Raw genomic sequence first — 17,512 nt, 5'->3', positions numbered from 1 at the left:
ATGTTGCATTGCTCAGACGTTAAAAAATATGTGAACGGATAGTAAGATTGTGACAGGGGCATTTCCGGTTGTAGTGGGGAAATGTCCCTTCTTTTCGATAGAGGACGGTGGCTCGGATTCGAAAACAGTAACATTGATGACCCGACAATTTTGGGTTTTTCTTTTTGCCCCGGGGTATGCTACGCTCTATTTATCAGCAAACGAGAAGGAGGAGATGCGCTTGAACCGCAAAATTATCTATGATGTAAGGGCCGTATGCGGGAATGAGGCGCTATGGCCGGCTAATGTTTGGATTTGTGACGGATTAATAGAAAAAATCGACACCCGGCGTCTATCTTCGGGGCAGGTACAAAATTACGAGCTTATCGATGGTCAAGGAATGCTGCTCATTCCCGGAATGATTGATGTACATATTCATGGAGCCAACGGTTTTGATATGATGGATGGTACGGCACAAAGTGTCCAGGAAGTTTCCCTTGCCTGTGCATCAAGCGGATGCACTTCATTTCTGGCCACTTCCGTAAGCTCATCGATAGAAGATTTGCTGGGGATGATTCAAAGTGTGAAGCGGGTCATCGGTCATGAGGAAGGAGCCGCGATCGCGGGTATTCATTTGGAAGGTCCCTATTTAAACGAGAAACGGAAAGGAATGCAGAACGAAAAATTCCTCCGGCATCCCGATATCGAAGAGATGAGGAGAATTTACCGGGAAGCGGACGGTTGGATTAAAATGGTGACGATTGCTCCCGAATTACCCGGCGGAATGGAAATGATCTCTTACTTGCGGGAACAAAGGACCATTGTGGCGGTCGCACACTCCGATGCAACCTATGAAGAGGCGAAGCTTGCCTTCGCCCGTGGGGCCAGTCACGTGACTCATTGCTTCAACGGCATGCGGCCCATTCATCACCGGGATCCCGGACTTGTCGCAGCCGCCTTTGAGGAGGAGCATGTGAGCCTGCAAGCTATAGTGGATAATGTCCATCTCCATCCGGCCATCGTTCGATTGATGCATCGTGTGAAGGGCGCCGATAACATGGTTTTGATTACGGATGCTCTTCAAGCCATGGGGTTGGGAGACGGAATTTATACTTTCGGAGGGCATCAAGTCGAAGTAGCCGGCGGGATTGCCCGTTTACAGGACGGAACGTTAGCATCGAGCACGATTACAATGAATAAAGCATTGCAATTGACGGTCGAGCTCGGAATTTCCATAACCGATGCGGTTCAGATGGCATCGACGACGCCTGCGAATATATTAGGCTGTCGGCATAAGGGACGAATCGCTGCCGGCTGCCAGGCCGATCTCGTATTGCTCAACGACAACTTCGACGTGCAGTGGACGATGATCGAAGGAAACTTAATCCCCTCTACCATACGGACTTAATGTTTAACGCCATGGGAAAGTTTCCGGCTCGGAATCATCCCAGGATCTGGCCGGGTTAAAGTGATAAGCACCTCTCTTCGACGTGATCGGTGGGAGGTGTTATTTCATTTGCTCCTGATATTTAATTCAGGTAACGTCTATTTTTCGAAGAGGTATGCAGGAAACAAAATATGGCGGCAGACACCTGTGATTAAACAGCTGTTCATTTTTTGTTTAGTTTGACCTTGTATTCTATTTCAGGTTCAAGTATACAAGGGAAGGAGGAAAGAAATGTATCCCTCATGGAAAAAATATGCGGCCGAATTCATCGGTACGTTGGTGCTGGTGCTGATAGGCTGCGGAAGTGCGGCAACGGCCGGGGGCGAGTTAGGCTATCTGGGAATCGCCTTCGCGTTCGGATTGTCCATCGTTGCGATGGCTTATGTGATCGGCCCCATCTCCGGATGCCATATAAATCCGGCGGTTTCGCTGGCAATGCTCATCCGTCGCAAGATGTCGGGAAAGGAATTCATAGGTTATGTGATAGCTCAGACAGCCGGGGCCGTAGCGGGTTCGGTGCTGCTGTACGCTATTATTCATTCAACGGGTCTGCCCGTAACTGGTCTGGGACAGAACGGATTCGGTGAAGGGTACGGAATCGGAATCACCGCGGGCATGGCGTTCATCGTGGAGATCGTATTGACTTTCATCTTCATATACGTCATATTGGGCGTCACCTCCGATTCTGCGAATAGTCATGTAGCAGGGCTGGTTATCGGGTTATCGCTGGTGCTCGTTCACATTCTGGGCATAGGCCTTACCGGCACGTCCGTCAATCCGGCAAGAAGCTTCGGTCCGGCCATTCTATTGGGCGGGGAAGCTCTGGCAGAATTATGGGTATTTATTGTGGCCCCTCTCATCGGTGCGGTGATGGCCGCCATCGTATACCGGCTGTTGAATGTTGGCAAAGATGCATAGCTGCCGCAAATGGGTTCAACCTAGATAGTACTAAAATATCATTACGAATACTTGCGGAATCGGGGAACTTGCAGCCTTCCCGAACAGATTGGCACTGCCTGGGAACCGACACCCGTTAATTCTGCAAAAAAAACCGCTCGGCACTTCATTGTGCAAGCGGTTTTTTTGCTAATTAGCCACTTAATAAGCAAGGGCAGGGCAGGAGTCGCAAAATAATGATTAGCACGTAAAAAAGCTGCCTATATAACGCAATAACCCGTTATAGGCAGCCGTGGTAGTATGAGTGGATTGATTATTCCTCGCGAATAATCGCGAACATTTCGTCTTCGACATCCAGTTCAATCTCGCTGCGGAAAACGCGGCGGTCGTACTGGGTAAGCATGTACCTCTCGATCGCTTCCTTCATGTTCGCTTCGATCAAATATTGGTTGCGTCCCTCTGCCGTCACTTCGGCGGAGAAGCCCAGCTCCTCATCCCACATGAGCTGCACCTGCACCTGAGTAGGCTGAATTTGCTTGCGCTCCGCAATGTGAAGGCAGATAGCGTTAATAAGTTCTTGTTCGTTCAGTATCATCTATCTTACCTCTTGTAGGGATCGTTGTGCATTTGCTGCTTCTTGCGGCGGTCCATGGCGTTGAAGATTGCCCGAACGATCGCAAATACGACAAAAATGACGATGAACAATGCAGCAAGATTAACCAGCAGACCAAGAATTTCTCCCATGAAGCCCATTCCGCCGAACAAGCCTCCGAACAGCATACCTGCGAGTCCGCCGATCATTAGCCCTTTCATAAAGCTGCCTCCGCTGAAGAATCCGCGGTTGGCATTGGCGGCCGTACCGGTGCTATTCGTAGAACGGTTGGTAGCAGAATCCTTGTTGACGCTATCCTGGCTCTTGGACGGTGTGTTCTGCTGCTGCTTGAAACTGCCGGTATTGGACCTATAGCTTCCGCCTCTCGGCTTCGCATCGACGATGGCCGGGGCCACTGAAGCAAACAGCACGAAGCAGGCCATAAATACTAGCATGAACTTTTTCATAGTTCCCCTCCTGAAGTTTGTAAAATCTATTTATACAATACTAAATACGGACGTCCAGAGCAACCGTTTCATTATAGTTAGAAAAAAGGTTTTATTACTTGGCAAGCAGGCCTCGGACCATAAACGGTTTTCCAAGTGCAAGGCACATCCGGTTCTTAGCGCTGCAGCCATTCACGCCCGGCTCCAAGCTTGCCGTTCTTGGGATTATAACAATCTATTGCGTTCTGGAAACGGACGAAGTGGTATTTCTTTTGTCCAGCAAGGTCATCGAGGCGTTGTAGATTTGCTGATTACTCTTGAGTTGGAACACTTTCTTCTCGGTATTATAATCCAGCCTCAGATTATCCTCGAAAAAAACCTCCTGTCTCTTCTCGTAAAGGATAGAGATTGGAGAATATGCGGCCGCAGGAGATTCCTCCGAAGGCTCCATCGGATCCACCACCCAAATTTGCGGAACCCCGCTCACAGCGCATCCGCATCCCTCCGAATCGTAGACGAGCTTCAGGGCATAGCCTTCTCTGCCGAACCGTTGTAAAATTTCGCTTTGCGCAGCCGGTCCCACCTCTATATGCATCATCATCACTCCTTGTTCTTATCGGCGCTCCTATGTAATTAATCTACATGTTGATTATAAAACGAAGAAAAAGTAATATCAAAGTGTACCATATAATGGGAAGGAGTTGTCGGAATGAGCGCCTTTGAACAGCGTTTGAATGATTTTCAAAAACTGATCAAAAAAATGATCGCTTATGGAGAAGCCGTCGGATTAATGCACTGGGATTTGCGGACAGGCGCCCCCAAGAAAGCAGTCGAAGGCCGATCGCAAGTGATCGGACAGTTGTCGGGGGAATTGTTCAGATTATCGACATCCGACGAGATGGGAGCCATCCTGGAAGAGCTGTCCCGGCCCGACCATGAAGAACGGCTGAACCGGACTCAGAAAAAAATGATCGCTGTGGCAAAGAAAGAGTATGACCGGAGCAAAAAAATTCCGCCCGATCTATACCAGCAGTACGTCGTCCTTACTTCACAGGCCGAGTCTGTCTGGGAGGAGGCGAAGGAAACCTCTGATTTTGCCAAATTCCGTCCCTATCTTGAAAAAATAGTGGCCACAAATCTCGAATTTATCGAGTTCTTGGGCTATGAAACTAACAAATATGATACTCTGCTGGACATGTACGAGCCGGGCATGACCATGGCTAAGCTGGATCAGCTGTTTGGAGCCTTAAGAGAGCGGGTAGTGCCGCTGGTAGCCGCAATACAGCAGTCTCCCCATCAGCCGGACACATCCTTCCTTAAGCAAACCTTCGATAAGGAGAAGCAGCGGCAGTTCAACCTGTTCATCCTGCGGGAGATGTGCTATGATCTGGAGGCCGGACGTCTGGATGAGACGGTGCATCCGTTCGCTATCGGACTTAATCCCGGCGATGTGCGGATCACGACGAAATTTGTGCTGGATGATCTGGCGACGGCGCTGTTCGGCACGATTCATGAAGGCGGTCACGCTTTGTATGAACAAAATATAACCAAAGACTTGATGGGCACTAATCTGTGCTCCGGCACATCGATGGGCATTCATGAGTCTCAATCCCGCTTCTGGGAAAACATGGTCGGCCGAAGCTATTCGTTCTGGCAGCGGTACTACGGTGAGCTTCAGCAGACATTCAGCGGGCTCCTGGATGGCGTGCCGCTTTCCGACTTCTATCGGGCTATCAACGAATCCAAGCCATCCTTGATCCGTACGGAATCGGATGAGGTCACTTACAATTTACATATCATGATCCGCTATGAAATCGAGAAAGCACTGTTTGAAGAAACGGTGAGCGTTGCGGATCTGCCCGAATTCTGGAATGAGAAATACAGGGATTATTTAGGGGTTGTGCCGGCGAATGACGGGGAAGGCGTACTGCAGGACGTTCACTGGGCCGGAGGCATGTTCGGCTACTTCCCGTCCTATGCGTTAGGAAATATGTATGCGGCCCAATTCCGCCATACTCTGCTGGGTCAGATGCCCGATATGGAAGACAAAATAGCGAAAGGGGACCTGCTGCCGATCAAGGAATGGCTGACCGAGCAGATTTATCAGTACGGCAAGCTGCTGGACCCCGGAGAGATTGTGCTTCAGGTGACAGGCGAGGAACTGAATCCGGATTACCTAGTCCGGTATTTGGAAGAGAAATATAAACCGATCTACAAGCTGTAAGCAGGTGGATCGCATGAATATGAAGCGCCCTTATTCCGGGGCGCTTTTTCTCATATGGAGGATACAAGGAGTCGGTCAGACGGATGAAAATGGATTCCTGCCTAAGGCGTCCATTCCGTTCCGAAGGAAAGTGACGAAGCTTCAAACAACGAATCAGTGACCGGCGCATGCTGAAATAGAATTGAATGTGGCTAACTGCCGGGTCATGAAGGAAGGTTATCGCGACACTCCAGAAGAAGTGTTGTGATGATTGGTTATTCACTCCTTGATTGGAAGGGATAACGCTCAGATGATGAATCCGGATAGAGCATTCGGGTTCATTCTTTTTTTCCAGGTATACAGCAGGAAATAGGGAAAAAGTCGGCTGAGGTTAAACCACTTGCTGGGCTTCTGCATATGATACAGGGAACAATCACTAGCGGGGAGGAGAATGATGTTCATGAGTAAACGGGGATGGCAAGCGTTCCTTGTGCTGATGCTGGCGCTCGGGCTTATACTGCCCGCGTGCTCGCAAAACGGAGGAGCAACGAAAATCCGACTGGGAGAAGTAACCCGTTCGATTTTTTACGCTCCCCAGTATGTAGCCCTATCAGAAGGTTTTTTTAAAGAGGAGGGGCTGGAGGTGGAGCTGACGACTACCTTCGGCGGAGATAAAACGATGACCACGCTGCTTTCCGGAGGGATCGACATTGCGCTGGTCGGTTCGGAAACCTCCATTTATGTCCATCAGCAGGGTAGTGATGATCCGGTCATGAATTTCGCCCAGCTGACGCAAACGGATGGGACGTTTCTGGTAGCCCGCAAGGAGATGCCGGACTTCAAATGGGAGCAGCTTAAAGGGAGCACTTTCCTTGGTCAGCGCAAAGGCGGAATGCCGCAGATGGCGGGTGAATTTACATTGAAGAAGCACGGAATCGATCCGCATAAAGACTTGAACCTGCTGCAAAACGTCGAATTCGCCAACATCCCGACAGCCTTCGCTTCGGGCACGGGAGATTATGTCCAGCTGTTCGAGCCGCAGGCATCCGTGTTTGAGAAGGAAGGCAAAGGCTCGGTCATAGCATCGTTCGGAGTGGAGAGCGGACGTTTGCCTTATACCGTTTTTATGGCCAAGAAAAGCTATATCGACAAGAACGAAGAGATTATTCAAAAATTCACTAACGCGGTCCAACGCGCGCAGAAATGGGTCGACAGCCAGCCGGTAGAGGCCATAGCCGAATCCATCGCTCCTTTCTTCCAGGATACGGAGAAGGACATTATAATCCGCGTAGTTCAGCGTTATAAAGAGCAAGGAAGCTATGCAAGCGATCCTATCATCGATGACGAGGAGTGGAATAATCTGCTTGATGTCATGGAGGAAGCCGGAGAGCTGAAGGAAAGAATTGAACCGGCTGCACTGGTTAATAACAAGTATGCGGAACAGGCCAAACAGAAGGAGTAACAATTCCTGAGAGATTTGAACAAGAGTGGTGAAGTAAATCTATATTTACGGGCAAAGGGGGAATCGGAATGGAAGCCGCAGTTCGTCTGAATGAGATTACTCAGGTATACGTAACCGAAAGAGGCGCCTCCCTCGCCATCGAAGAGATCAACCTGTCGCTGGAACCAGGTGAGTTTGTCGGTCTGGTCGGTCCAAGCGGCTGCGGAAAAACAACCCTGCTTTCGATAATCGCCGGGCTGATCCGGCCAACATCCGGGACGGTGCAGATTTTTGGAGAAACGGTAGAGAGCCCGTCAGGCAAGGTCGGCTATATGCTTCAGCAGGATTATTTGTTTCCCTGGAGGACTATTTACCAGAATGTTTTGGTCGGGTTGGAACTGACCGGTCAGCTTACGAAGGCTAACCGGGAGTATGCCCTTCATCTGTTAAATGAGCTGGGGCTGGCCGATACGAAGGATCAGTATCCTTCTCAATTGTCCGGAGGGATGCGGCAGCGTGTGGCTTTGGTGCGGACTCTTGTGACCGAACCGGATATTTTGCTTCTGGATGAGCCTTTCTCGGCGCTTGATTATCAGACCAAGCTGGAGCTGGAGGATTTGCTGTCCGCTACCCTGAAGGCCAGAGGCAAAACAGCCCTGCTCGTCACCCACGATATTTCCGAAGCGGTGGCGATGAGTGACCGCGTACTGGTTATGGGCCGCAACCCCGGCATATTGCGCAAGGAGATTATCATTCCGGAGCCGATAAGGCATGAGACGCCTTTCAAGGCCAGGGAGGCGGCTGAATTTCACCCGATCTTCAATCAAATTTGGAGGGAGCTGGAGACTCAAGAAAGAAAGAGTGGTGTCAATGATGCTAACCGGTAACAAGTCATCTATGCGGACAGCTTTGACAGAATCGATCTTCGGACAATATTTGGCGCAGCGCAGAAGAATGAAGTGGCTGGTATGGTTGTCCCAGCTGGCGATCCTTGCGGGCGGGTTGATCCTATGGGAAATGGCGGGAAGGAATAAATGGATAGATGTATTGCTGTTCAGCTACCCCAGCAAAATCATCGAGCTGTTGTATTCCAAGCTGCTGGACGGCAGTCTGCTTCCGCATATCGGGGTGACGGTGCTGGAGACACTGGTCGGCTTCATTCTAGGTACGCTTGTGGGTACGGCTATAGCGATCTTGATCTGGTGGTCGCCTTTTTTGCAAAAGGTTCTCGATCCCTACATCGTCGTCCTGAACAGTATGCCCAAGGTAGCGCTCGGACCTCTTTTTATTGTCGGTCTGGGTCCCAATGTCCTGTCCATCATCGCCATGACATTGGCTATAACGGTCATAGTAACGACACTGGTCATCTACTCGAGCTTCAACGAGGTGGATTCGAACTATGTGAAGGTGATCCGGATCTTCGGGGGGCAGCGGACCCAGGTGTTTCGCAAGGTGATTCTGCCGGCTTCCTTTCCGACGATTGTTTCCACTCTGAAGGTGAATGTCGGTCTGGCTTGGATCGGGGTGATTGTCGGGGAATTTCTTGTGTCGAAACAAGGACTGGGCTATTTGATCATCTACGGTTTCCAAGTGTTCAACTTCTCTCTGGTTATCGGCAGTCTGTTTATTATCGCGATCGTAGCGACCTTGATGTATCAAGCGGTAGCCTACTTGGAAGGAAGGCTTGCAAGGAAGAATTAAAGATTTGCTTCAGCAGGCGGACTTCGTCGGGAACCGGCGGCCCGGAGGGGACTCCCACGCTGCAGGGGGGATTCCTTCCCTCCGTCGACATCCGGTTTAAGAATAGAAGACAAAAAGAAGGAAGAAAGCCGAGGGTTGTCCGACAAGGCAAGGGCAGCCGCCAAAAATCCTAGAAAAATCAGGAATGAACAAGTTTGGCGTGGTTTCTCGGATTCTCAAAAATTTTTGTCACCCTAGACGAATGTCCTGCATACAATTTAAAAGAATGATTGTATGGAGGAGGTTGAAACGATGTCGATTACAGATAAAGATCTGCAGTTTAGAGAGATCATAACAAAAGCAGTTTGCGGCAAAGGACGTAAATTCAGTCAGGTGAGCCATACCGTAACTCCGTCTCATGCTCCAACCAGCATCCTAGGCGCGTGGATTATCAATCATCAGTACGAAGCGGCCAAAGCGAGCGACGGAGTAGAAGTAATAGGTACTTATGATATTAACATCTGGTATTCGTATGATCGGAATACGAAGACGGACGTAGCCAAAGAAACGGTTTCGTATGTCGATGTCATCCCGTTATCTTACATTGACAAAAAACATAGGGCTTCCACGGCAGAAGTATCTGCTACTGCGACACAGGAACCGAACTGCGTCGAGGCGAGCGTATCGGCAGACGGTAGCTGTGTCATTATTAGGGTAGAGCGGGAGTTTATGATCGAAATGGTGGCGGAAACGAAAGTATGCGTCCTTGTGAATCCGAACGGATGCCCGGATTTCCATGATAAATCCTATGACTTTGATGGCGAGGATCTCGGCGAATATGAAGATCTGGATCCTGAACTGATCGACGAGGACTACACCTGACTTATTAACCATTATATGTAACAGGCTTTATTATGCTGAGGGCGGGAGCCCTCTTTTTTACCACATAAGGGTCTTATTTTTTTACAGCATAAATAATTCGTAAAATAAGACTCTTATTGGCATAAAAAGCTACCTCTAAAGAAGGATTCGACAACATCTCCGAGTATGCATCAATGGAGGCTTTTTTTCGGCATCAGGGTTGGTGCCGGCAAGGAGGGGCGGTTATGGGGATTTTTGTGCTGCATGGCCGGGAGAGAGAACTGGAGCCTCTTCTGAAGCAGTTGGACCTGCCGCACGGAGATAGGCTGCCGGAAGACTTTCCGGTAGAAGCGGTCATTCGGTGGGGGACGAAGGTGGAGGAGCCGGAAGGAGTGCTGACGCTCAATCGGCTGAAACCTGTGCTGCGGGCCGGTAACCGGCCGGAGAGGGAAGAGATACTGAAGCTTCACGGATTAAAGCCGGGAATACTTCAAACGAGGGCGGAACGAAGCGGCTTTCCTATGTATACACATGAGTATATGATCCCCGTCTTTCATCTGGAAGTGTTGACCGTCTACGAGAAGAAGGCCGCTCAACCTCTGCTGGCTCGTTCGGCCTCCGCCATCCGTCCGGCTTTCCGTGAGCTGGGGGAGGAGAACTGGAGCCACCCTGTGCGCAGAGCGGTTAAGGATTCTTTAAAAGCGGTTTATGCTTTGGGCCTGGACTTTGCACTGGTACGAACGGCGGTAACGGCGGACAGCCGGACCGTCATTGTTGATGTGGAGCCCAATCCGAAGCTGATGGGCGGCTGGGTCCGAAGGCTTGTCGAGGAGATCCGTCAATTTGCCGCGGATGTCAGGAAGCAGGCGGGAGGGGCACCTGCAGCAATGCTCGGGGCGGACCCGGAATTCGTGCTGCAGAATCGGGAAGGGAAAATTACTCCCGCCTCCCGTTTTATGGACAAGGAAGGGGCAGTCGGCTGCGATAACGTGATTGTGCGCGGACAGCGAACGTTCATGCCGCTGGTGGAGCTGCGTCCGGAACCCGCCTCCGATCCGAGGCAATTGGTCCGCCATCTGCGGAGAAGTCTTCTGCAGGCGACCCGGTTGATTACGGACCGCGATCTTGCCTGGGTAGCGGGAGGCATGCCCGTGCGCGGGATTCCGCTCGGCGGCCATATTCATATTAGCGGAATCTGGCTTCATTCCCGGTTGGTCCGGATGCTCGATAATTATTTGGCCCTCCCGATGCTGCTGACGGAGGAAGAGCGTGATCGATATCGCCGGCCCCGCTATGGCTATCTGGGAGATATTCGCCGCAAAGCCCATGGCGGATTCGAATACCGCTCGTTGGCGAGTTGGCTCGGTTCCCCCCGTCTGAGCGCAGGGGTATTGTGCCTGACCCGCTGCATCATGGATCACTATGGCGAGCTAAAGCAGGAGCCGCTGACACGGTTCGAGGTGCAGCAGGCATTTTACGAAGGCAACAAAACGTATTTGCGCCCGGTGGTCCGCGAACTATGGGGAGAGCTCGAACGATTGCCCGCTTATTCCACCTACAGGAAAGAGCTGGACGCATTGAAGCAAATCGTATTTGGCTGGAAGGTTCTGCCGGCGGGTGATTTTCGCAGTGCTTGGAAACTCCCCGCCGCTTCGGAATTGAACCTTCCGGCAGGCCGGAAAACTTTGGAGAGGCTCTGATCAGTTTGGGCAAATATCCCTAGCCCGAGTTGCGCCATCGGCCAGGAGCGGTCTGGACCAACAGGCTTCACATTTACGCATTTCTGCCAAAGGATGCACAAGCTTTTCGAACGTGCGTTTTGGCATAATTTTTTGCGAGCTTCAAAAAAGGTGATGAAGAAAAGGCCTGCAAAAACAAAACGGCAGGTCTTTTGTAATATTTAACTTGAAATCAGCCAAAGACGTGCAAATGCTGTTGCTTGTCTTTTGGGACATCACCGGTACAGTTGTGGAGAAGGTTCGCGAAAATATGCATGACTATATCCCGAATAATCAGCAACGTCAGTGATTATCGGCACTTCATTCCTCAGCGAACATAAATTCCTGCGAAAGTACATCAATTATGTAGCGAATCTAGATTTCGGGAAGAAAAGCCTGCGAGAAAATACAGGAATTCTCGTTCGAAATAACCAAACCGCCGCTTCAACAAGCCAAAAAGATGTATCTTTGCAGGCTTTCCCCGCGACAGCTCGACAAACATTCCAAAAGATGTACTTTCGCAGGTTTTTGACTCCACTGCCCCTGATGGAACTCGTCGATTCTCCCACCTACATTATATTAATGAAGGTGCCGTCGCTCTCTGAACGGATGCCCTAAGCGACGTTTGCTGGCTCTATTAAACAGTTTCTTTTTTCACGGTCACGTTGTTCGAAAACTCGCTGCAAATCACCGACATGGCGCTAACGGCCGGCTGGATGTATACCTGGTTCAATCCAAGCTTGTCCTGGCGGACCTCTAAAGAAATGGAAATGAGTTGTCAAAAAATCAGGCGGGCCTCCAACCATTCATGTTATAATGAAATTTATACGCTGTTTCTGTTATGGGGGTTTGAAATGACTAAGTATACACCGATGATACAGCAATATTTGTCCGTCAAAGCCGAGGCGAAGGACGCTTTGCTATTTTTCCGGCTTGGCGACTTCTATGAGATGTTTTTCGAGGATGCGATCATTGCTTCACGGGAGCTAGAGCTGACGTTGACCGGTCGGGAGGGCGGGGCGGAAGAGCGGATTCCGATGTGCGGCGTTCCCTATCATTCGGCCGATAACTATATTTCCAGATTAATAGATAAGGGTTATAAAGTGGCGATCTGCGAGCAAGTGGAGAATCCGCAGGAGGCCAAGGGAATTGTACGCCGGGAAATTGTCAGGATCGTTACTCCGGGAACGGTCATGGAAGGCAAGCAGCTGCCGGAAGGCACCAACAACTATGTGGCCTGTCTTGCTTCTGTGGAAGGAAGCTTCGCTTTCGCGGCCTGCGACCTATCTACCGGGGAGCTGTATGTGACAGAGGTGGAGGCGGAGGAATCGCTTCTGGACGAGCTGTCCGTCTATTCTCCCTCGGAGGTGATCGGGGAGGAGGCGCTGCTGAACAGGGTTAGAACAGCCTTGCAAGGCCAGGCCAAAGCTCCGCTGTATACGGTCAGAGAGGCGGAGGATCCGGAAGCCGGCTCCTTCTTTGGAGAGCAAGAGTGGGGCACGCTTGGACAAGCCGAGAAGAAGGTCGTTTCGGTCCTCATGGCGTATTTGAGTGAAACGCAGAAGAGAGCGCTCGCTCATATTACTTCCATCCGGCGTTATGAGACGAATCAATTCATGGTAATGGACCCCTTCACCAGACGCAACCTGGAATTGGTCGAAACCGTTCGCGAACGTTCGAAAAAGGGCTCCCTGCTATGGCTTCTGGACCAAACCGTGACCTCCATGGGGGCGAGGATGCTGCGCCGATGGATAGAGAAGCCGCTGATAACGCGCGGGCCGATCGAGGAAAGGCTAGAAGCCGTGGAATGCTTACATAATCAGGTCATCGTCCGCGATGATCTCCGCTCGGCTCTGAAGGAGGTCTACGATCTGGAGCGGTTGGTCGGCCGGATCTCCTACGGCAACGCGAACGGCAGAGACCTGGTGGCGCTGCAGCATTCGCTCAGGCAAGTTCCGGCGCTGCGGGAAGTATGCGTCCAATCGGGTTCTTCCACACTACATAAGCTCGTTGAAGGAATGGACGATTGCCAGGACATCCGCGCATGGATCGAGGAAGCGATCGTTGACGAACCGCCGGTATCCGTAAGAGACGGGGGACTGATCCGTGACGGCTATCACGAATATCTCGACCAGCTCCGCGAAGCCGACCGCAACGGAAAGCAATGGATTGCCGAACTGGAGAGCAGGGAACGGGAGAAGACCGGAATTAAATCGCTGAAGGTCGGATATAACAAAGTATTTGGATATTACATAGAAGTAACCCGTTCCAATCTGCATTCGATCCCCGAGGGCACCTACGAGCGCAAGCAAACGCTGGCGAATGCCGAGCGGTTCATTACGCCCGAGCTGAAGGAGAAGGAAGCACTCATTCTGGAAGCCCAAGAGAAGATTGTAGTCATCGAATACGACTTGTTCCAGCAGCTTCGCGGGCGAATCGCCGGTCAGATGGACAGGCTGCAGAAGCTGGCAGGGATCATCGCCACCATCGACGTTCTGCAGTCTCTGGCAACGGTCGGCGCCGAACGGCGGTTCTGCCGTCCGGTCTTGGCAGAGAGCGGCGATATGTCCATCAAGGCGGGGAGACATCCGGTTGTCGAGGCGGTGCTGGAGGAGCGTGCCTTTGTCGCGAACGATACGGAGCTGCAGATGAACGAAGGCCGGATCATGCTTATTACCGGTCCGAACATGGCCGGTAAAAGCACTTATATGCGGCAGGTGGCCATTCTGTCGATCATGGCGCAAATCGGCAGCTTCGTCCCGGCGGAGAGTGCGGTCATTCCGCTGGTTGACCGGATTTTTACGAGGATCGGGGCGGCTGATGATCTGATCGGCGGGCAGAGCACCTTTATGGTCGAAATGATGGACATTCAGGTGATGACCGAGAAAGCGACGGATCGCAGCCTGGTCATCATCGACGAGTTGGGCCGCGGGACATCCACGGGGGAAGGAATGGCGATAGCCCAGGCGGTGATCGAATACCTGCATGACCAGGTTGGGTGTAAGACGCTTGTTTCAACTCATTTTCATGAGTTGGCACATTTGGACGAGAGCCTGCCGCACCTGCGTAATTTCTGTATGGCGGTTAAAGAAAGCGGGCAGCAGGTTACCTTCCTGCGCAAGCTGATCCCCGGGGCTGCGAGCACGAGCTACGGAATTTATTGCGCACAAATTGCCGGCCTCCCGGAATCGATCATCCAGAGATCCTACACGCTGCTTAACGCCTTCGAGGCCAGAGCCGCCGTACAGCATGCCGAGGAGGAAGCGGCGGCAGCGGCGGTCCAGTTGAGCTTCTTCCCGCCGGAAGCTTCCCTATCCGAAGCAAAACCGGGAGCCTCGGGCTCGAAATCCCGGGAACTAGAAGCAGCCCGGTATAACGCCGCTTCAGACGGTAAATCGTCAGGCAAGGCGGAGCAGGTGATGGAACGGTTGAAAAATGCCGATTTGATCAATATGACTCCTCTTCAGGCGATGAATTTTCTATATGAACTCAAGAACGATTGTTAATTTATACCCGAAAGCTGCAATCCAATGGAGGAGGAATCAGATTGAAGAACAGGACTTATCGCTGGAAATCGCTTATGCTCGCCGTCATTATGGCATTGACGCTTGCGCTTCCGGCTTATGCGGAAGAGGCAAACGAAGCACTATATGTGGATGACCTGGAGTATCGTGTACTTGAAGTTTATGAGCTGTTGAAGAATCTTCATGTGAGCGGTGTGGATACTGAGACGCTGTCGGAAGCTTCTATCAAGGGCATGCTGCAAGCAGTCGATGATCCTTATACCAGTTTTATGACGGTTGAGGAATGGGAAGCTTTCCAGAACACAATAGACCAACAGTATACCGGATTGGGGATCGTAGTGACGAAGATTCCTGAAGGAATCGCCATTGAACGGGTGATTCCCGGTTCCCCCGGGGAGGCAGCCGGCTTGATGGCAGGTGACCGGGTACTGTCTGTCGCGGGCCAGCCGGTGACGGAGCAAATGACTCTGGATGAAATGGTTGCCCTTATTCCGAAAGAGGAAAATGCGGAAGTGGAGCTTTCCGTTGGCCGGGGCGAGGAAACGCTGCAAATCAAGGCGACGGTGAAAAAGGTAACGGTGCCTGTGGCAACGGGCAAACTGCTGCAAGGAGGCATCGGTTATATTGAACTGACCATGTTTTCCACGGAGTCGGCAGCGGAGTTCTCCAAGATTATGGAGCAGTGGAAAAACGAGTCCATCCGCGGCTTGGTCATAGATCTTCGGGATAATCCCGGAGGGCTGTTGGATGCTTCGGTTGAGATAGCCAAGCATTTTGTGAAGGAAGGGGTCATCGTGCAAACCCAGGATCGCAGCGGGAAGAAGGCTGAGATCAAGGTTGACGGTGGTTCTGAAGTGAGCTATCCGGTCGTTCTTCTGGTCAACGAGAACAGCGCCAGCGCATCGGAATTGTTGTCCGGAGCATTGAGGGATCACGGCAAGGCAACCATTGTAGGTACGAAGACATTCGGCAAAGGTAGCGTACAGGCTTCTTATGAGCTATCCGATGGCAGTGTCCTGAAGCTGACGATAGAAGAGTACTTGACTCCGAAATCGGATAAAGTGAACGGAGTCGGAATTACGCCGGACGTTCACGCAGAGGGAGATCTTCCTCAATTGTTAACCGCACTTCGTACGGCCGGTGCAGACAATTTGCAGGTAAGCCAGTCGGAGGGACAGGCGGTACGGATTAACGGAGTGGAATTTGCCGGGAGCGTGCCTGTTCTTCGCGAAGAAGGCCGTACGTTCGTTCATTCCCGCATTCTTGCTTCTCTGGCCGGCGGCACCATCGAATGGAAGGCCGACCGGCAAATGGTTGAAATGACGCTAGATGGCCATGCGGTTCAATTCCCGCTCGGAGCGGAAATGAAGATGAAAGAAGACATGACGTATATTGAACTGAATGCCTTCAAGCAATCGTACGACAAATTCGATTGGTCCGACGAAGCCGGGCAGTTGACTCTTACGATATCTTAATGCACAAGCTATCCGATCAGAAATGAAGTCCCAATCGGCCGGATCGGGCCGCTATTATGTGGCACTTATAAAATTTGCATTAAACGATACGCTTGGAAAATGAGGAAAGGAGGCGGTCCGGATGGGAATTATCCGACTGTTGGACGAGCATATCGCTAACCAGATTGCAGCAGGTGAAGTGGTGGAACGGCCATCCTCGGTCGTGAAAGAGCTGGTCGAAAATTCGATAGACGCCGGAAGCACCCGGGTGGACGTCAGTCTGGAGGAAGGCGGCATTCAGTTGATCCGGGTGACGGATAACGGGTCGGGGATGGCGGCGGAGGATTGCCGGACCGCTTTCTTCCGCCATGCGACCAGCAAAATCTCGAGCGGCAAAGATTTATTTCACATCCGTACGCTCGGCTTCAGAGGGGAAGCCCTGCCAAGTATCGCTGCCGTAGCCAAGGTGGAATGCCTGACCTCCGACAATGAATCAGGACTCGGCCGGCGGATAGTGGTGGAAGGCGGAACGGTCGTTACAGAGGAGGAGGCAGCGGCCAATAGAGGCACGGATATTTTGGTGAAGGAACTGTTTTACAATACGCCGGCCCGGCTTAAGTACATGAAAACGATCCAGACCGAATTAGGCCACGTGTCGGATTTCATGTACAGGCTGGCGCTCGCACACCCCGAAATAGCTTTCTCCCTTAAGCATAACGGCAACTCGCTGTTGAGGACGCTGGGCAACGGAGATCTGCTGCAGGTTATCGCAGCCGTCTATGGAAGTGCGGCAGCCAAGAAAATGGTTCCCGTCTCCGGGGAGACATTGGATTATACGCTGACCGGGTTCATTTCGCTGCCGGAATGGACGCGGGCGAACCGACTCGGAATCTCTTCGTTGATTAATGGAAGGTATATTCGCAATTATGGACTCGTTCAGGCTATTTTGAAGGGCTACCATACGTTGCTGCCCATTAACCGGTATCCGCTGGCCGCTGTCCATCTGAAGATGGACCCGAGCCTGATCGATGTCAACGTTCATCCTTCGAAGCTCGAGGTCCGGTTCAGCAAGGAAGCGGAGCTGATGCAGCTGCTGGAGGAGGCGGTGCGCTCGGCCCTGCGGCAGGAGGTGCTGATACCAAGCGGCTCCAAGCCGGTGAAGCGCCAGCCTGTGGTGCACGAGCAGCTGGCGTGGTACGGCAGCGAGCCTGCCGCAGCGCCTGGCGAACCGCCGCTGCCCCCGCCGCCGCAGGCTGCGCCGCCTGCCGCG

At 51.8% G+C, this 17,512-nt stretch carries 15 protein-coding genes; 12 read left to right on the top strand and 3 right to left on the bottom strand.

From position 1 onward, the window contains the following. Positions 1–220: 220 nt before the first annotated feature. Together nagA and ACFQ03_RS24375 are read left to right on the top strand one after the other, a co-directional pair. Positions 221–1,387, top strand: a complete 1,167-nt coding sequence (gene nagA, locus ACFQ03_RS24380; RefSeq protein WP_379291583.1) for an N-acetylglucosamine-6-phosphate deacetylase — start codon at positions 221–223, stop codon at positions 1,385–1,387. Positions 1,388–1,657: 270 nt separating this feature from the next. Beyond that, positions 1,658–2,344: an MIP/aquaporin family protein gene (locus ACFQ03_RS24375; RefSeq protein ID WP_379291581.1), complete on the top strand. Its 687-nt coding sequence runs from the start codon at positions 1,658–1,660 to the stop codon at positions 2,342–2,344. 292 nt (positions 2,345–2,636) lie between these two features. Here the strand turns inward: ACFQ03_RS24375 and ACFQ03_RS24370 are convergent, their stop codons facing one another. From ACFQ03_RS24370 to ACFQ03_RS24360, 3 genes are all read right to left on the bottom strand, one after another. Further along, positions 2,637–2,918, bottom strand: coding sequence for a YxcD family protein (locus ACFQ03_RS24370; protein WP_144933464.1), 282 nt, complete (start codon positions 2,916–2,918; stop codon positions 2,637–2,639). Between the two features lie 5 nt (positions 2,919–2,923). Beyond that, entirely contained in the window at positions 2,924–3,382 is a 459-nt protein-coding gene (locus ACFQ03_RS24365; RefSeq protein WP_150959971.1) for a hypothetical protein, read from the bottom strand. Between the two features lie 214 nt (positions 3,383–3,596). Further along, complete coding sequence (locus ACFQ03_RS24360; protein ID WP_144933466.1) at positions 3,597–3,956, bottom strand: iron-sulfur cluster biosynthesis family protein; 360 nt, start codon at positions 3,954–3,956, stop codon at positions 3,597–3,599. 114 nt (positions 3,957–4,070) lie between these two features. On the opposite strand from ACFQ03_RS24360, the gene ACFQ03_RS24355 reads away from it, so the two are divergent. From ACFQ03_RS24355 to mutL, 10 genes are all read left to right on the top strand, one after another. After that, complete coding sequence (locus tag ACFQ03_RS24355; RefSeq protein ID WP_379291578.1) at positions 4,071–5,585, top strand: carboxypeptidase M32; 1,515 nt, start codon at positions 4,071–4,073, stop codon at positions 5,583–5,585. Between the two features lie 13 nt (positions 5,586–5,598). After that, positions 5,599–5,745, top strand: a complete 147-nt coding sequence (locus tag ACFQ03_RS24350) for a hypothetical protein (RefSeq protein WP_191964357.1) — start codon at positions 5,599–5,601, stop codon at positions 5,743–5,745. A gap of 279 nt (positions 5,746–6,024) precedes the next feature. Next, complete coding sequence (locus ACFQ03_RS24345) at positions 6,025–7,026, top strand: ABC transporter substrate-binding protein (protein WP_144933468.1); 1,002 nt, start codon at positions 6,025–6,027, stop codon at positions 7,024–7,026. Positions 7,027–7,094: 68 nt separating this feature from the next. Further along, positions 7,095–7,892 carry an ABC transporter ATP-binding protein gene (locus ACFQ03_RS24340; protein ID WP_186328208.1) on the top strand — a complete coding sequence of 266 codons (798 nt, stop codon included), beginning with the start codon at positions 7,095–7,097 and terminating at the stop codon, positions 7,890–7,892. Continuing rightward, positions 7,879–8,706, top strand: a complete 828-nt coding sequence (locus ACFQ03_RS24335; RefSeq protein WP_379291669.1) for an ABC transporter permease — start codon at positions 7,879–7,881, stop codon at positions 8,704–8,706. The genes ACFQ03_RS24340 and ACFQ03_RS24335 overlap by 14 nt, the downstream gene beginning before the upstream one ends. Positions 8,707–8,997: 291 nt before the next feature. Further along, positions 8,998–9,567, top strand: a complete 570-nt coding sequence (locus ACFQ03_RS24330; RefSeq protein ID WP_379291575.1) for an outer spore coat protein CotE — start codon at positions 8,998–9,000, stop codon at positions 9,565–9,567. Positions 9,568–9,791: 224 nt separating this feature from the next. After that, positions 9,792–11,246 carry a putative amidoligase domain-containing protein gene (locus tag ACFQ03_RS24325; RefSeq protein WP_379291573.1) on the top strand — a complete coding sequence of 485 codons (1,455 nt, stop codon included), beginning with the start codon at positions 9,792–9,794 and terminating at the stop codon, positions 11,244–11,246. Between the two features lie 872 nt (positions 11,247–12,118). Beyond that, positions 12,119–14,770, top strand: coding sequence for a DNA mismatch repair protein MutS (gene mutS / locus ACFQ03_RS24320; protein ID WP_379291571.1), 2,652 nt, complete (start codon positions 12,119–12,121; stop codon positions 14,768–14,770). Between the two features lie 41 nt (positions 14,771–14,811). Then, a complete protein-coding gene (locus ACFQ03_RS24315) occupies positions 14,812–16,263 on the top strand; it encodes a S41 family peptidase (protein ID WP_379291569.1) in 1,452 nt (483 codons plus the stop codon). A 121-nt stretch (positions 16,264–16,384) separates the two neighbouring features. Then, on the top strand, positions 16,385–17,512 hold a 1,128-nt coding region (mutL, locus tag ACFQ03_RS24310), incomplete at its 3' end, for a DNA mismatch repair endonuclease MutL (protein WP_379291567.1).

The sequence above is a fragment of the Paenibacillus residui genome (genome assembly GCF_042677205.1).
GTDB lineage: Bacteria > Bacillota > Bacilli > Paenibacillales > NBRC-103111 > Paenibacillus_L > Paenibacillus_L residui.
This window is presented reverse-complemented; position numbering and strand designations above follow the sequence as displayed.

Excerpts from the sequence above, each read along its gene's own strand:
- ACFQ03_RS24355 (WP_379291578.1), top strand. The coding sequence starts at position 4,071 with ATGAGCGCCTTTGAACAGCGTTTGAATGATTTTCAAAAACTGATCAAA.
- ACFQ03_RS24350 (WP_191964357.1), top strand. The coding sequence starts at position 5,599 with ATGAATATGAAGCGCCCTTATTCCGGGGCGCTTTTTCTCATATGGAGG.
- ACFQ03_RS24340 (WP_186328208.1), top strand. The coding sequence starts at position 7,095 with ATGGAAGCCGCAGTTCGTCTGAATGAGATTACTCAGGTATACGTAACC.
- ACFQ03_RS24365 (WP_150959971.1), bottom strand. The coding sequence starts at position 3,382 with ATGAAAAAGTTCATGCTAGTATTTATGGCCTGCTTCGTGCTGTTTGCT.
- ACFQ03_RS24375 (WP_379291581.1), top strand. The coding sequence starts at position 1,658 with ATGTATCCCTCATGGAAAAAATATGCGGCCGAATTCATCGGTACGTTG.
- ACFQ03_RS24330 (WP_379291575.1), top strand. The coding sequence starts at position 8,998 with ATGTCGATTACAGATAAAGATCTGCAGTTTAGAGAGATCATAACAAAA.
- ACFQ03_RS24360 (WP_144933466.1), bottom strand. The coding sequence starts at position 3,956 with ATGCATATAGAGGTGGGACCGGCTGCGCAAAGCGAAATTTTACAACGG.
- ACFQ03_RS24345 (WP_144933468.1), top strand. The coding sequence starts at position 6,025 with ATGAGTAAACGGGGATGGCAAGCGTTCCTTGTGCTGATGCTGGCGCTC.
- ACFQ03_RS24325 (WP_379291573.1), top strand. The coding sequence starts at position 9,792 with ATGGGGATTTTTGTGCTGCATGGCCGGGAGAGAGAACTGGAGCCTCTT.
- ACFQ03_RS24335 (WP_379291669.1), top strand. The coding sequence starts at position 7,879 with ATGCTAACCGGTAACAAGTCATCTATGCGGACAGCTTTGACAGAATCG.
- ACFQ03_RS24370 (WP_144933464.1), bottom strand. The coding sequence starts at position 2,918 with ATGATACTGAACGAACAAGAACTTATTAACGCTATCTGCCTTCACATT.
- mutS (WP_379291571.1), top strand. The coding sequence starts at position 12,119 with ATGACTAAGTATACACCGATGATACAGCAATATTTGTCCGTCAAAGCC.